The organism is Bradyrhizobium elkanii USDA 76, assembly GCF_023278185.1.
GTDB lineage: Bacteria > Pseudomonadota > Alphaproteobacteria > Rhizobiales > Xanthobacteraceae > Bradyrhizobium > Bradyrhizobium elkanii.
The window spans coordinates 543810-558547 of the sequence record NZ_CP066356.1 but is presented as its reverse complement, the minus strand read 5'-3'; the positions used below and the strand labels follow the sequence as shown (position 1 = coordinate 558547).

13 protein-coding genes are annotated in these 14738 nt (G+C 65.4%); 6 read left to right on the top strand and 7 right to left on the bottom strand.

What is annotated here, in order from left to right; all coding sequences use genetic code 11:
• Positions 1 to 236: 236 nt before the first annotated feature.
• Both JEY66_RS02540 and JEY66_RS02535 read right to left on the bottom strand, forming a co-directional pair.
• The gene (locus JEY66_RS02540) at positions 237 to 3404 is read right to left on the bottom strand and encodes an efflux RND transporter permease subunit (protein ID WP_018269144.1); all 3168 of its coding nucleotides are present in this window, start codon (positions 3402 to 3404) and stop codon (positions 237 to 239) included.
• Positions 3405 to 3416: 12 nt separating this feature from the next.
• Positions 3417 to 4574 (bottom strand): efflux RND transporter periplasmic adaptor subunit, encoded by a 1158-nt coding sequence (locus JEY66_RS02535; protein WP_018269145.1) that lies wholly within the window; start codon positions 4572 to 4574, stop codon positions 3417 to 3419.
• A gap of 249 nt (positions 4575 to 4823) precedes the next feature.
• Here JEY66_RS02535 and JEY66_RS02530 point away from each other — a divergent pair, with 249 nt between their 5' ends.
• The 5 genes from JEY66_RS02530 (at position 4824) to JEY66_RS02510 (ending at position 9049) form a co-directional block, all read left to right on the top strand.
• Complete coding sequence (locus JEY66_RS02530; RefSeq protein WP_018269146.1) at positions 4824 to 5612, top strand: cysteine rich repeat-containing protein; 789 nt, start codon at positions 4824 to 4826, stop codon at positions 5610 to 5612.
• Positions 5613 to 5652: 40 nt separating this feature from the next.
• Entirely contained in the window at positions 5653 to 5874 is a 222-nt protein-coding gene (locus JEY66_RS02525; protein ID WP_016844082.1) for a cysteine rich repeat-containing protein, read from the top strand.
• A gap of 121 nt (positions 5875 to 5995) precedes the next feature.
• A complete protein-coding gene (locus JEY66_RS02520) occupies positions 5996 to 6196 on the top strand; it encodes a hypothetical protein (RefSeq protein ID WP_016844083.1) in 201 nt (66 codons plus the stop codon).
• Between the two features lie 115 nt (positions 6197 to 6311).
• Positions 6312 to 7442: an FAD-dependent monooxygenase gene (locus tag JEY66_RS02515; protein WP_016844084.1), complete on the top strand. Its 1131-nt coding sequence runs from the start codon at positions 6312 to 6314 to the stop codon at positions 7440 to 7442.
• A complete protein-coding gene (locus tag JEY66_RS02510) occupies positions 7439 to 9049 on the top strand; it encodes a benzoate-CoA ligase family protein (protein WP_018269147.1) in 1611 nt (536 codons plus the stop codon). Before JEY66_RS02515 ends, JEY66_RS02510 begins: the two co-directional genes overlap by 4 nt.
• Positions 9050 to 9251: 202 nt before the next feature.
• Here the strand turns inward: JEY66_RS02510 and JEY66_RS02505 are convergent, their stop codons facing one another.
• From JEY66_RS02505 to maiA, 3 genes are read right to left on the bottom strand one after another with little or no spacing between them, the layout of a single operon-like run.
• Positions 9252 to 10436 (bottom strand): 3-hydroxybenzoate 6-monooxygenase, encoded by a 1185-nt coding sequence (locus JEY66_RS02505; RefSeq protein WP_016844085.1) that lies wholly within the window; start codon positions 10434 to 10436, stop codon positions 9252 to 9254.
• Positions 10436 to 10948 carry a MarR family winged helix-turn-helix transcriptional regulator gene (locus tag JEY66_RS02500; RefSeq protein WP_026191972.1) on the bottom strand — a complete coding sequence of 171 codons (513 nt, stop codon included), beginning with the start codon at positions 10946 to 10948 and terminating at the stop codon, positions 10436 to 10438. The genes JEY66_RS02505 and JEY66_RS02500 overlap by 1 nt, the downstream gene beginning before the upstream one ends.
• A complete protein-coding gene (gene maiA, locus JEY66_RS02495) occupies positions 10938 to 11570 on the bottom strand; it encodes a maleylacetoacetate isomerase (RefSeq protein WP_018269148.1) in 633 nt (210 codons plus the stop codon). Before maiA ends, JEY66_RS02500 begins: the two co-directional genes overlap by 11 nt.
• A gap of 157 nt (positions 11571 to 11727) precedes the next feature.
• Between maiA and gtdA the strand changes: the two genes are divergently transcribed.
• Positions 11728 to 12768, top strand: a complete 1041-nt coding sequence (gtdA, locus tag JEY66_RS02490) for a gentisate 1,2-dioxygenase (protein ID WP_016844090.1) — start codon at positions 11728 to 11730, stop codon at positions 12766 to 12768.
• A 184-nt stretch (positions 12769 to 12952) separates the two neighbouring features.
• Here the strand turns inward: gtdA and JEY66_RS02485 are convergent, their stop codons facing one another.
• Positions 12953 to 13780, bottom strand: coding sequence for an ABC transporter permease (locus tag JEY66_RS02485; protein ID WP_016844091.1), 828 nt, complete (start codon positions 13778 to 13780; stop codon positions 12953 to 12955).
• Positions 13773 to 14546, bottom strand: coding sequence for an ABC transporter ATP-binding protein (locus tag JEY66_RS02480; protein WP_016844092.1), 774 nt, complete (start codon positions 14544 to 14546; stop codon positions 13773 to 13775). The genes JEY66_RS02485 and JEY66_RS02480 overlap by 8 nt, the downstream gene beginning before the upstream one ends.
• Between the last annotated feature and the right edge of the window lie 192 nt (positions 14547 to 14738).

Here is a 14738-nt window from a genome sequence, read left to right as displayed (position 1 = left end):
CATGTATGAGATCTAGACAACCTCATTCTGGCACACTGATGCCGTAGGGGGCCGTCCACACCATCAACCACAGGGTTGAGTCGTTAGAAAGCTGTGGCCCCAGCGTCGGGCAACAATGACCTTCGGTGGTTATGGGTCCCGGCTTTCGCCGGGACGACATCGAGTATGTCGCATCATCGAGAGTCATACATTCACGGTCTCTCAGGGGGCACAGTGACAGGTTGGAATGCGCAGCCCTAATGCGCCGTGCCCGACACCTGCGGTGCAGCTTGCGGCGCCGTCTTGCCCTTTTTCGCCTTGCGCCAGTTCTCGAAACTCTGCACCACGACGAAGAACGCCGGCACGAACAGCACGGCGAGGCAGGTCGAGGCGATCATGCCGGAGAACACGGTGATGCCGATCGACTTGCGGGCGTTGGCGCCGGCGCCGGTCGCGATCACCAGCGGCAGCACGCCGAGGATGAAGGCAAACGACGTCATCAGGATCGGCCGGAATCGCGCGCGCGCCGCGTCGATGGCCGAATCCAGCACCGACCGTCCGTCGCGCAGATGACGCTCCAGCGCGACCTCGACGATCAGGATCGCGTTCTTGGCCGACAGCGCGATCAGCAGGATGGTGCCGATCTGGGTGTAGAGGTTGTTCTCGATATTCAGGCTCAGCAGCACCAGCGTCGGGCCGAGCAGCGACAGCGGCACGGCCAGGATCACCGAGATCGGCGCGTACCAGCTCTCATATTGTCCGGCGAGCACGAGATAGACCAGGAGCAGCGCCAGCGCGAACACATAGTAGATCTGGCTGCCGACCTCCTTCTCCTGGTACGACATCGCCGTCCACTCGAAGCCCGAGCCGGGCGGCAGCGTCTTTGCCGCGATCTCTTCCATCAACGCCATCGACTGGCCGGACGAGTAACCCTGCGCCGGCAGCCCGATGATGGAGGCGGACGGATAGAGGTTGTAAAGGCTGATCAGCGACGGTCCGATCGAGGGCGTGATCCTGGCGACCGTGCCGAGCGGGATCATGTCGCCGTTGCTGTTGCGCACCATCATGTTCTCGATGTCGCGCAGGCTCAGGCGGTACTGTGCGTCGGCCTGGGTATAGACCTGGAAGGTGCGGCCGAACTTGGTGAACTGGTTGACGTAGCTGGCGCCGAGATAGGTCGACAGCGCCGCGAAGATCTGGTCGGGGGTGACGTGCAGGGTCTGCGTCTTGATGCGATCGACGTCGACGTCGAACTGCGGCACCATCGAGCGGAACGACGACTGGACCCGTTGCAGCGCGCTCTGGGTCTGCGCATTGGCCACGATCGCGCCGGTGACCGCCTGCAGCTTGCCGTAATCGGCATTGCCGTCGCGCAGCTCGACCTGCATGGCAAAGCCGGCGGCGTTGCCGATGCCCTGGATCGGCGGCGGCGGGATCACCAGGATGCGCGCCTCCGGGATCACCGCGAGCTTGTCGTTGAGCCCATAGACCAGCGAACGCAAATCCTCGCCCGGCCCGCGCGCGCCCCAGTCCTTCAGGATCAGATAGGCGACGCCGGCATTGGCGAGGCTCGAGGAATTGTCGAGCGCGGAGATGCCGGCGATGCTGACCACCTGGTCGACGCCGGGGGTCTTGCCGGCGATCCTGGTGACCTCGTCGAGCACGTGCTGGGTGCGGTCGAGGGCCGCGCCGTCGGGCAATTGCACCGCGGCGAGCAGATAGCCCTGGTCCTCGATCGGAATGAATCCGGTCGGCACCCGCGACAGGCCGTAGCCGGCAAGCCCGATGATGACGAGCGCAACGGCGACCGAGGTCTTGGCATGCCCGGCGATGCCGCTGACCAGCCGGGTGTAGCCGCGCTCCAGCCGGTCATAGACCGCGTTGAAGCCGCGATAGAAGAAATTGCGCTGCTCGCGCGGCGCGGGGGGACGCAGCCATAGCGCGCATTGTGTCGGCTTCAGCGTCGCGGCATTGACGGCGCTGAGCAGCGCGGTGGCGGCGATCACCAGCGCGAATTGCGCGTACATCCGCCCGGTCAGCCCAGGCAGGAACGCCGCCGGCAAAAACACCGAGATCAAGACCAGCGTGATGCCGACGATCGGCGCGAACAATTCGTCCATCGCCTTGATCGCGGCGTCGTGGCCCGACATGCCGCGCTCGATATTGTGCGCCGCGCCCTCGACCACGACGATGGCGTCGTCGACCACGATGCCGATCGCCAGCACGATCGCAAACAGCGTCGACAGGTTGATGGTGAAGCCGAGCGCGGCCATGGCCGCGAACGCGCCGATGATCGTGACCGGCACGGTGGTTGCCGGCACCAGCATCGCCCGCCAGTCCTGCAGGAAGACCAGGATCACGACCAGCACCAGCAGGCCGGCCTCGAACAGGGTCTTGTAGACCTCCTCGATCGAGGCGTTGACGAATTTGGTGGTGTCGAACGGCGTGTCGTATTTGATGTCCTGCGGGAACTGCCTGGCGAGCTCCGCCATCTTCTTCTCGACGGCCTTCTCCACCTGCAAGGCATTGGCGCCCGGCGACTGGAACACGCCGATGCCGGTCGCGGGCTTCTGGTTCAGCGAGAAGATCTGGCTGTAGGTCTGCGCGCCGAGCTCGACCCAGCCGACGTCGCGGACCCGGGTGACGTCGCCGACATTGCCTGTCTTGACGATGATGTCCTCGAACTGGCTCTTGTCGTCGAGCCGGCCGTTGACGTTCAGCGTGTACTGGAACGCCTGGCCCGCCGGCGTCGGCGGTGCGCCGACCTGGCCGGCGGTGACCTGCTGGCTCTGCTGCTGGATCGCCTGGATGACGTCCTGCGGCACCAGCCCGCGCACCTGCAGCTTGTTCGGATCGAGCCAGACCCGCATCGAATATTGCCCGGCGCCGAACACCGTGACGTTGCCGACGCCGGGCAGGCGCGACAGTTCGTCCCGGATGTTGATGGTGGCGTAGTTCGACAGGAACAGGCTGTCATAGGTCTCGTTCGGCGAGGTCAGCGTCACGAACAGCAGGATCGAGGTCGACCGCTTCTGGACCGTGACGCCCTGGTTCTGCACCGAGGTCGGCAGCTGCGACAGCGCGCTGGAGACACGGTTCTGCACCAGCACCTGCGCGAAATTGAGATCGGTGCCGATCTTGAAGGTCACCGTCAGCGTATAGGTGCCGTCGGCGCCGCTGTAGGACTGCATGTACAGCATGTCCTCGACGCCGTTGACCTGCTGCTCGATCGGCAGCGCCACGGTGTCGACCACGGTCTTGGCCGAAGCGCCGGGATAGCGCGTCGTCACCTGCACCGTCGGCGGCACCACGTCGGGATATTGCGCGACTGCAAGATTGTACAGCGCCACGCCGCCGATCAGGATCATCAGGATCGCGATGACGTTGGAAAGGACCGGGCGCTCGATGAAGAATTTCGAGATCATGGCGCGTGCGTCCTATTTGGCGGCTGTCGGCGCCGCGTCGGCCTTCTGCACCTGCGGATCGACCTTCTGCCCGGGGATCGCGCGCAGCAATCCGGCGGTCACGATGCGGTCGTCCGGCTTCAGGCCGCTCTCGATGACGCGCAGCCCCTCATCGAGCGGGCCGGTCGTCACCTTGCGCTGCTCGACCACATTCTCGGCATTGACGACCAGCACGTAGCGGCCGGCCTGGTCGCTGCCGATCGCGACGTCGGGCACCAGCAGCGCGTCGTCCTGCTTTTCGAACGGCACGCGAACGCGGACATAGAAGCCGGGCAGCAAGGTCCGGTCCGGATTTGCGAACACGCCGCGGACCGCGAGCGTGCCGGTCGACTGGTTGAGGGTCGGCGAGATGTAATCAAGCTTGCCCTTGTGCGGATAGCCGGTCTCGGTCTGCAGGCCGACCTCGACCGGCAACTGCCTGAGTTCGTTGACCGTCAGACCACGACGGCGCGCTTCATCCCGCACCCGCTGCACGTCCTGTTCGTTGACGTTGAAATTCACATAGATCGGATCGAGCTGCACGATGGTGGCAAGCTGGGTCGGCGACGCCACGCCGACCAGCTCGCCGACCGACACAAGGTGGTTGCTGACGATGCCATCGAACGGCGCGGCGACATTGGTGTAGCCGTAGTTGACCGCGGCGATCCTGGTGTTGACCTGGGCCTGCTGCAGACTGGCCTGGGCGTTGTCCCGGGTGGACGTCGAGGTATCAAGGGTCGCCTGCGAGACCGCCTGCCGCTGCACCAGATCGGTCTGCCGCTTGAAGTCGAGCTCGGCCTGCTTCAGCGTCGCCTGCGCGCCGACCTCTGCGGCCTGCGCCTGTTCCAGCTTCAGCTTGTAGGTCTCCGGCTCGATCGTGAACAGCGTGGTCCCCTCTTTCACGAAAGAGCCGTCCTGATAGTTGATCGCCTGTAGAAAGCCCTGCACGCGCGCGACCAGATCGACGGTCTGGATCGGCGCGGTGTTTCCGGTGGCGTCCAGATAACGTGTGATGGCGCGCTGCACCGGCGGCGCAACCTCGACCTTGGGCGGCGGCGGCGCAACAAAACTGTTTTGCTCGCAGGCACTTAAACTGACGAAGGCCGATACGACGAACGCGATGCGCGCAAGCGGTGCATTTCGCAGCCGCACAAAACTACTCCGACCGAAATGTGCCGACGCGCGCGCATGCCTCATTTCCGAGCCTCGATTCAAATGACTAAATTCAAAGATCTCGTGACGGGCAAAAAATCCGCCTGCTTCATCCATAGCAACAATCCGCTTGCAGCGGAACTCGAAAGCGAAAATGATGTCGCGCGCCGAGGTTGTTACAACAAAGACTTTTCAGAACTCAGTTCAGTTGAGCCGGACGCATCCGGCGCGACCAGAGGATTTATTCAGATGATCAATGCGTTGACACGAGCAACGAAGCTGTCCGCATGTCTTGCGCTTGCGGCATTCATGAGCACCGCACCGGTCTTGTCGCAGGCGCCGACGCAGGCGCAGCGCGACGCCATCAAGTCGCAATGTCGCAACGACTACATCGCCCACTGCTCCAGCGTACCGCCGGGCGGCGAAGCCTCGCTGCAATGTCTGCAGAAGAACATGGCGAGCCTCGGCCCGGGCTGCGCCAGCGCGGTGAAGGCCGTCGAAGCGCCCGCCGCCGCACCGAAGGCAGACTCTGCGCCCGCGGCGGCCAAGACCGAAGCTGCTCCGGCGGCAACGGCCAAGCCTGCCACCGAAGCCGCCGCACCGAAGGCGGCCGGGACGCCGTCCAACGCGCAGATCTCCGCGATCCGCAGCGCATGCCGCTCCGATTATCCCAAGGTTTGCGCGGGCGTGCCGACCGGCGGCGCGCCGGCACTGCAATGCCTCGAAAAGAACAAGGGCAAGCTTTCACCGGCCTGCGAGAAGACCGTGGCCGCCGCCGGTGGCGGTGCCGCCGCGCCGGCCGCGGGCGCTGCAGCGACGACGGCAGCACCAGCCGCGGCGCCGGCCGTGATCGCGTTGCGGCCACTGCGGCCGCGCGAAGAGTTGCTCGTGCTGCGCTCGGCCTGCGGCGCCGACGTCCGCTCGATCTGTGGCGGCGTCCAGCCGGGCGGCGGGCGGATCGTGCATTGCCTCGCGACCAATGCCGGCTCGCTATCGCCGGCGTGCCGCGACGTGCTGGCGCCGTTCGCGGCGCGGTAATCCTGTTGTCACGCGATCGACCGGAAAAGGGGAGCGAACAATGCTGCGCATTATCCTGACCGCCGCGCTGCTCTGCGGCGCAACCACCGCCTACGCCCAGGAGCTGACATCAGCACAACGCGACGCCTGCATGGGCGATTACGAGAAGTTTTGCAAAAGCGTGACGCCCGGCGGCGGCCGCATCATCGCCTGTCTCGCCAAGCAGAGCGACAAGCTGGCGCCCGCCTGCAAGAAGGTGCTGGCGGAAGCGGAAAAGAAATAGCCGCGCAGGCGGTGAGACGACATGTGCCCGGCGATCGCCGGGGCACGGAGCCGTAGCACTTTGTTGTCACCTACAGGCCAAGCATACCTCACCCGGGAGAGGGAATTTCATGCGTTGAATAGTGCTGATCGCCGCAGCCCTGCTGTCCTTTGCCGCGACCACGACCTTTGAGTCCTCCGACGCCAACGCGGTCGTTTGCGCGCACGGCGTCTATCGCGCCGGCTGCGCCGGTCCCAACGGCGCGGTCGTCGCCCGCAAACCCGTCGCCGCCGGCTGCCGCTGGGTGTGGGTCGACGGGGTCAAGGTCCGCCGCTGCTACTGAGACTTTCAGCCCCAGGCGGCTTGTCGCCGCGCGCATTTTCCCTCTGGCGTTCCCGCCAGAGGGCGATTAGTCTGGACCCGGATTGTAAGTACACTGTCAATCTGGGAGGCAGACGTTGCGGATCGCCGTGATCGGCGGAGGGCCAGGCGGGCTCTATTTCGCCTATCTCTGGAAGAAGCGTCATCCCGACGCCGAGATCGACCTGTTCGAGCAGAACGCCGCCGGCGCCACCTGGGGCTTCGGCGTGGTGTTCTCCGAGCAGGCGCTGGACTTCCTGCGCGCCGACGACCCCGAGACGGTCGACGCCATCGCCCCGCTTATGGAGAGCTGGAAGAACATCACCCTCAATCTGCGCGGCGAGAGCGTCGAGATCGACGGCGTCGGGTTCTCCTCGATCGGCCGGCTGGCGCTGTTGACGATCCTGCAGGAGCGCGTCCGCAGCACAGGCGTCACGCCGCGCTTCGACACCGTGGTGCAGTCGGTCGACCAGCTCGCAGGTTACGACCTGATCGTCGCCGCCGACGGGCTGAACTCGATGGTCCGCCGCGGCTATGAGTCCGCCTTCGGCGCGTCGGTCTCGCAGTCCTCAAACAAGTTCGCCTGGTACGGCACCACGAAAACCTTCGCGACGCTGTCGCAGACCTTCGTGGCGACCGAGCGCGGCAGCTTCAACGCCCATCACTATCGCTATGCGAAGGACATGAGCACCTTCCTGGTCGAATGCGACGCGGCGACCTGGGCGGCCTACGGCTTCGCCGACAAGAGCATCGAGGAGTCGCAGGCGATTTGCGAAGAGGTGTTCGCCGCGACTCTGGACGGCCACCGGCTGATCTCGAACAAATCGGTGTGGCGCAATTTCCCGTGGATCTGGAACGAGCGCTGGTCGCACGGCAACATGGTGCTGATCGGCGACGCCTTGCATTCGGCGCATTTCTCGATCGGCTCCGGCACGCGGCTCGCGATCGAGGACGCGATCGCGCTGACCAAGGCGCTGGAGACCGAGAGCGGCATCGCCGCCGCGCTTGCCCGCTACGAGAGCGAGCGCAAGCCGATCGTGAAGAAGCTCGTCACCGCGGCGCGGACCAGTGCCGACTGGTACGAGCATTTCCCCGCGCACATGAAGCTCGATCTGATGGATTTCGCCTACAGCTACATCACCCGCTCCGGCCGGATCGACGACGCGCGGCTGCGCGCGATGTCGCCCGCCTTCATGGCCCGCTACGCAGCCGCAAAGGGACAATCATGACCGGGATCGCCGACCAGGTTCCGCTGGACAATCCCGGTGCGCGCGAGATCGGCTTTACGATCTCCGAGCGCTACAACGCGAGCTGCATCCTGTTCGACAATCTCGGCAACGGGAATGCCGAGCGCCTGGCGCTGACCGGCCCGGCCGGCACGCGGACCTATCGCGAGCTCTGCACTGAGGCCGCACGCTGGGGCCACGCCTTCCGGTCGCTTGGACTGCAGCGCGGCGACCGCATCCTGCTGTTCCTCGACGATACCCCGGCCTATCCCGCGGCATTCTTCGGCGCGGTGCGTGCCGGCTTCGTGCCGCTCTTGATCAACACGCTGACCACGCCCGAGCTGCTGCAATTCTACCTGTCCGACGCCGGCGCGCAGGTCGCCGTCACCGATGCGGAATTCTGTGCGCGCTTCAACGCGGAAGCCTGCAAGGACACGCCGCTGCGCACGCTGGTCGTGGTCAACGGCGCCGCCGGCGATCACGCCGTCGCCGAGGCGCGCAACGCCGGCGACTGGCTGCAAGGATTTCCGATCGAGCTCGACGCGGCCGACACCCACCGCAACGAGATGGCGTTCTGGATGTATTCGTCCGGGTCGACCGGCCGTCCCAAGGGCATCGTGCATCTGCAGCACGACATGGCCTATAGCGAGCGCGCCTTTGCCCGCAATGTGCTGAAGCTAGAGCCCGGTGACATCTGCTTCTCGGTGCCGAAGATCTTCTTCGCCTACGGTTTCGGCAATTCGATCACGTTTCCATTTTCCGTCGGCGCCGCCACGCTGCTGCTGCCGGGCCAGCCGAAGCCGGCTGCGATCTTCGCGGCGATCGGACAATATCGGCCGACCGTGTTCTTCGGCCTGCCGACGCTCTACATCTCGCTGACCAAGGCCGAGGGCGCCGAGCAGACCGATTTCTCGTCGCTGCGAATGGCGGTCTCGGCCGCCGAGGTGCTGTCGGCCGATGTGTTCAACGGCTGGAAGCGGCTCACCGGGCTCGAGATCATCGAAGGCCTCGGCTCGACCGAAGTGCTGCACGTCTATCTCAGCAACCGCGCGGAACGAAAGAAGCTCGGCGCCGCCGGCCTGCGCGTGCCCGGCTACGAGATCATGCTGCGCGACAGCGACGGCCGCGAGGTCGGCGACAATGAGGAAGGCATCTTGTGGGTGCGCGGCGATTCCGCGACCCCATTGTACTGGAACCGGCCGGACAAGACCGTCGAGACCGTGCGCGAGGACGGCTGGATCTACACCGGCGACCGCTTCATGCGCGACAGCGACGGCTTCCACTTCTTCCGCGGCCGCGCCGACGATCTGATCAAGATCTCCGGCCAGTGGGTCTATCCGCTGGAAGTCGAGCTCTGTCTCGCCGATCACCCCGACGTCCGCGAATGCGCCGTCTACGCCGCCGAATTGCCCGACCGGCGCATGACGCTGCGCGCCGTGGTTGTCATGAACAAGGCCGGCTTCGACACGGCCGAAACGACGCGGCGGCTGCAGGACTACGTCAAGACGAAGCTGTTGCCGTACAAATATCCGCGCGAGGTCAAATTCATCAACGAGCTGCCGAAGACCGGCACCGGCAAGATCGACCGGCAGGCGGTGATGCGGATGTGAGGGCGCGTTTCGTAGGGCGCGGCGGCCAAAAATTCGGTGTCGTCCTGGCGAAAGCCAGGACCCATAACCACGAATAGTCCTTGTTGAGGTAAGCTGGGGCCCCAGCCTTCGCACCACACACATCTGTGGTTATGGGTCCTGGCTTTCGCCAGGACGACGACTGAAGATGTGGCAATTGCTCGTCTACATTAGCCACCGGCGGCTACGCCTTCAGCCCCGTCCCACCATACAGCCAGGCGATATCATCGCACCACTCGGCCTGCGACTTCGCGCTCATGATCGCGTTGCGGATGCGGGCGTGCTCGCCCGAGGGATGGTAGACGTGTTCGCCGATCGCGCGTGACATCAGCTGCACGCGCGCAGTGCGAGGGAAGCGCTGCGCGCTGTAGGCCTCAAGCGCCATAGCCTGATCATCGTGACTGGCCAGCATGTGCGACAGGCAGACCGCGTCCTCCATCGCCTGGCAAGCGCCCTGCGCGAAATATTGCAGCATCGGATGCGCGGCGTCGCCGAGCAGCACCACGCGGCCGTCGATCCACTGCGCGTTCGGATCGCGGTCGCACAGCACCCAGAGCTTCCAGTTGGTGCCGTGGCGGATGATGTTCTGCGCCCGCTCATGGACGTGGGTAAAACCCTTCATCACCTCGGCTTCGGAGACCGGCTTGCCCGCGACCGGCTCCGGCGCGTCGTTGTGATAGGTGACGACGAGGTTGAACACCTTCCAGCCCGACAGCGGGTAATGCACGATGTGGCATTTCGGGCCGGCCCATAGCGTGGCCGCGTTCCAGCGCAGATCCTCCGGCATCTGCTCGGTCGGAATCACGGAGCGATAGGTGGTGTGGCCGGAGACGCGCGGCGGGCCATCCGCCGTCACCTGCTTGCGGATGTTCGACCACAGCCCGTCGGCCCCAATCAGCAGGCGGCCGGCGATCCGCTCGCCACCGGCGAGCTTTGCGGTCACGGACGAGCCATCCTGCTCGTAGCCTGTCACCTCGCTGGACACGCGCAGTTCGATCAGCTCGTGATTTTGGCAGGCGCGCAGGAACACGCCGTGCAAATCGCCGCGATGCACCACGGCATAGGGATTGCCGAACCGAGCGCGGAAGGCATCGCCGAGATCGATATGGGTGATCTCATCGGCGGTCAGCGCATCCATCAGCCGGAGCTGGTCGATATAGACCGCCATGTTGCGCGCGGCCTCGCCGACGCCGAGATAGTCGAAGGCGTGGAACGCGTTCGGCCCAAGTTGGATGCCGGCGCCGATCTCACCGAGCGCTGAGGCCTTCTCCAGCAGGATGGAGCGAATGCCCTTCTGCGCGAGGCCGAGCGCGACGGCGAGACCGCCGATGCCGCCGCCCGCGATCAGGACCGGTCTCGTCTGCGCCATCAGCCCGACCTCCCGAGATGCTCAAGCGCATCCTCGGCGCGCAGCGGCACCCGCGAGGCCTCATTGTTGAGGTCGACGAGTTGGGTCAACAGCGCCAGCAACGTCTTGCGGTCGGCCGGCTTCAGCGGCTGCAGCATCCGCGCCTGTGCCTTGTCGACCGAGGGCATGATATCGCTCAGCACCGCCGCGCCGGCCTTGGTGAGATAGAGCAGCTTGACACGCTTGTCCTCGGGCGCCGGCTTGCGCACGATGAACTCCTTGGCCTGCAGCCGCTCGATCACGTTGCCGAGCGTGGAGCGATCGAACGCGATCACCGCCGAAAGCCTTGTGGCGTCGATGCCGGGATGGGTCGAGATCGTGACCAGCGCGGCATATTGCACCGGCGTCAGGTCGAATGCCTTGCACTCCTCGATGAACAGCGCGACCGCGATCTGCTGCATCCGCCGGAACAGGTAGCCGGGCGCGGTGTAGACCGCGTCCATCGTGACGGGGGTTGGCTTGTTATTCGGCATCGGGCTGCTTGTCCGGGGCGGCGTCGGCGAACGCCTTGACCTGTTTGGCCGCGGCCTCGGCCTTGAGCAGGCGCGGATAGGCCGAGACGTCGACGCCGAAGCGCCGCGCATTGGCGAGCTGCGGCACCAGGCAGAGATCGGCAAGCGTCGGCTGGTCTCCAAAGCAGAACGGGCCGGACTCCGCCGCGATCAGGGTCTCGCAGGCCGACAGTCCCTCGCGATTGGCCCAGGCCGCCCATTCGGTCACCTGCTCCTCGGGAAGGCCGAGCTGACGCAGCCGCGCCAGCACCTTCAAATTCTGCACCGGATGGGTGTCGCAGGCGATCGCCTGCGCGAACGCCCGCACCTTGGCGCGCCGCAGCGGATCGTTCGGCAGCAGCGGCGGATTGGGATTGGTCTCGTCGAGCCATTCGATGATCGCGAGCGACTGGGTGAGGATCGCGCCGGCGTCGCTCTCCAGGGTCGGCACCAGCCCCTGCGGATTGATCGCGAGATAGGCCGGCGCGCACTGCTCGCCCTTGCGCAGATGATGCGGCAGATGCTCGGACGTGAGCCCCTTCAGGTTGAGGGCGATCCGGACCCGGTAGGACGCGCTGCTCCGGAAATAGCCATGCAGCTTCATCGGAACCTCCCTTGCATTGTTCTGGTTTGACGCGTTTTCTTTGCGCGAACCGTATCCACTTCGCTCGAAAACGCTACGGCCTGGTTGATTGACGCTAGCCATATTGTCAGTATACTGTCAATTAAATTGCACCGACAAGAATGATGGGAGGCTTGCCATGGAAGCCGTGCAGAAGACCCCGGAGCGCGAGGCATTCTACAAGAAGATCGACGGCCAGAACCTCTCGGCGCTGTGGAACGTGATGAACGATCTGATCACGCCGGAGCCGAAAAGCGCCTGCCGTCCTCACTTATGGAAGTTCGACCAGATCCGCGACTACATGAACGAGGCCGGCAAGCTGATCACGGCCAAGGAAGCCGAGCGCCGCGTGCTGGTGCTGGAAAATCCCGGCCTCCGCGGCCAGTCCAAGATCACGACCTCGCTGTTCGCCGGCGTGCAGATGGTGGTGCCGGGCGACATCGCTCCCGCCCATCGCCATGCCCAATCGGCGCTGCGCTTCGTGCTCGAGGGCAAGGGCGCGTTCACCGCCGTCGACGGCGAGCGCACCGCGATGTCGCCGGGCGACTTCGTCATCACGCCGTCGATGACCTGGCACGACCATTCCAACGAAACCAATGAGCCGATGTTCTGGCTCGACGGGCTCGACATCCCGATGGTGCAGTTCTTCGACTGCTCGTTTGCCGAGGGCGCCAAGGAGGACCAGCAGTCGATCTCCAAGCCGGCCGGCGCCAGCTTCGCGCGTTACGGCCACAATCTGCTGCCGATCGACCAGAAGCGGACCTCGAAGACCTCGCCGATCTTCAACTACCCCTATGAATACACCCGCGAGGCGCTGGAGAAGGCCAAGGTCGGCGACGAGTGGGACGCCTGCCACGGCCTGAAGCTGAAATTCTCCAACCCCGAGACCGGGGATTTCGCGATGCCGACCATCGGCACCTTCATCCAGCTGCTGCCGAAGGGTTTCAAGACCGCGCGCTATCGCGCAACCGATGCAACCGTGTTCGCCGCAATCGAGGGCAAGGGCCGCACAAGGGTCGGCGACCAGACCTTCGAGTGGGGACCGCGCGACCTGTTCGTGGTGCCGAGCTGGCACTGGGTCACCCACGAGGCCGATGCCGACTCCGTGCTGTTCTCGTTCTCCGACCGCCCCGTGCAGCAGAAGCTCGACCTGTTCCGCGAGGACAGGGGCAACGCGTAACGATCGTCTGCGCAAGGCACGCAGCGCTCACCTCACGTCGTCCCGGCGAAGGCCGGGACCCAACCACCAATCTCGATTGGTTGAACGCGTTGGGGCCCCAGCCTTTTTCTAACAACCACGCCCTGTGGTTATGGGTCCCGGCTTTCGCCGGGACGACGCCTTGGATGTGGTGGCAGCGCGTCCATCACCGCCAGTGCAGCAACCGTGTCTCGAGCAAATTGATCAGCTTCCCCACCGCAAGCCCGAACAGCGACAGGATCACGACGCCGGCGAGCAGCTGATCGGTCTGCATCAGATTGCCGGCCTGCAGCACGAAGGCGCCGATGCCGTATTGCGCGCCGATCATCTCGGCGCTGACCACGAGCAAGAGCGCCACCGATGCGGTGATGCGGAAGCCGGCGAGGATCGAGGGCAGCGCGCCGGGCCAGATCACGCGGCGCACGATGGCGTGGAACGGCACGTTGAAGCTTTGCGCCATCCGGATCAGGTTGCGCGGCACCGCATCGACGCCGCTATAGACCGAGATCGCGGTCGAGAAGAACACGCCTAGCGCAATGGTCGCAATCTTCGGCTCCTCGCCGATCCCGAGCCACAGAATGAGCAACGGCAGCAGCGCGATCTTCGGGATCGGGAACAGCGCCGAGATGAAGGTGATGCCGACGCCGCGCGCCATGGTCGACAGCCCGATCGCGAAGCCGACCACGACGCCGGCGGCCGTGCCGATGATCCAGCCGGTACCGATCCGCATGATCGACCACGACAAGTGCTGCCACAGCGCGCCCGACATCGCGAGCTTATAGATCGCAACCGCGATCGCCGACGGCGCCGGCAGGAACAGCGGATTGACCCAGCCTGCGCTGCCGGCGAGCTGCCAGATCGCGATCACCAGCGCGAGCGCGATCCAGCCGGCACGGCGGCTGCCGCCGGGCGTAAAGCCGGCGCCACGAAACGCGACGGGGCGCGTCGCTTCCACCGATTGGTCCTTGGTATCCTGCGGAGAGCGCTCAAGCATGCTGGACCTCGCGCTCGGCATCGATCGCTTCCTTGCGGATCAGCGACCACAGCTCACCTTGCAGCGCGGCCATTTGTCCGCGGGCATCCGCCATGCCACGCTCGGCGCGCGTCATCGGGATGGCCACGATCTCCCGGATGCGGCCGGGACGGCGCGACAGCACCACGACGCGATCGGCGAGCCGCACCGCCTCCTCGAGATTATGCGTGACATAGACCGCGCCCATTGCACCGTCGGCGAGCAGACGCACGAAATCCTCCATCAGAAGCTCGCGGGTCTGCGAATCCAGCGCCGACAGCGGCTCGTCCATCAGCAGGATCGCGGGACGAACCGCGAGTGCCCGCGCAATGCCGACGCGCTGGCGCATGCCGCCGGACAGCTGCTTCGGATAGGCGGCGCGAAAATCCGACAGCCCGGTGCGGCGCAGCGCATCGTCGATCACGGCGCGGCGCTCGCCGGCACTCAAGCCCGTATGGAGCAGCGGAAACGCGACATTCTGCTCGACCGTGCTCCACGGCAGCAGCGCAAAATCCTGGAACACGAAGGTCAGCGGATTGAGGCTGCCGGCCGGCGCCGCGCCGCGCAGCTCGGCGACGCCTTTGCTCGGCCGCAGCAAGCCACCAAGAATGGAAAGCAGCGTGCTCTTGCCGCAGCCGGACGGACCGACGATCGCGACGATCTCGCCGGCGCGCACCGTGAAGGAGACATCGTCGAGCACGTCGAGCGCGCCGAAGCGATGGCTGATATGGTCGGCGATCAGGTCCATGGCGTCATGAACTCACTGCCAGACCCGTCACCCCCGCGCAAAGGCTACGCCTTTGTCGCTGGAGGAGCCGCGCAGCGGCGTCTCGAAGGGTCGACGGCCCGGATGTAGCAGCTCGGCCGTCGACCCTTCGAGACGCGCGCAAGTGCGCGCTCCTCAGGGTGACGGGGATAGAGTTGTGCACGCGGTCCCACA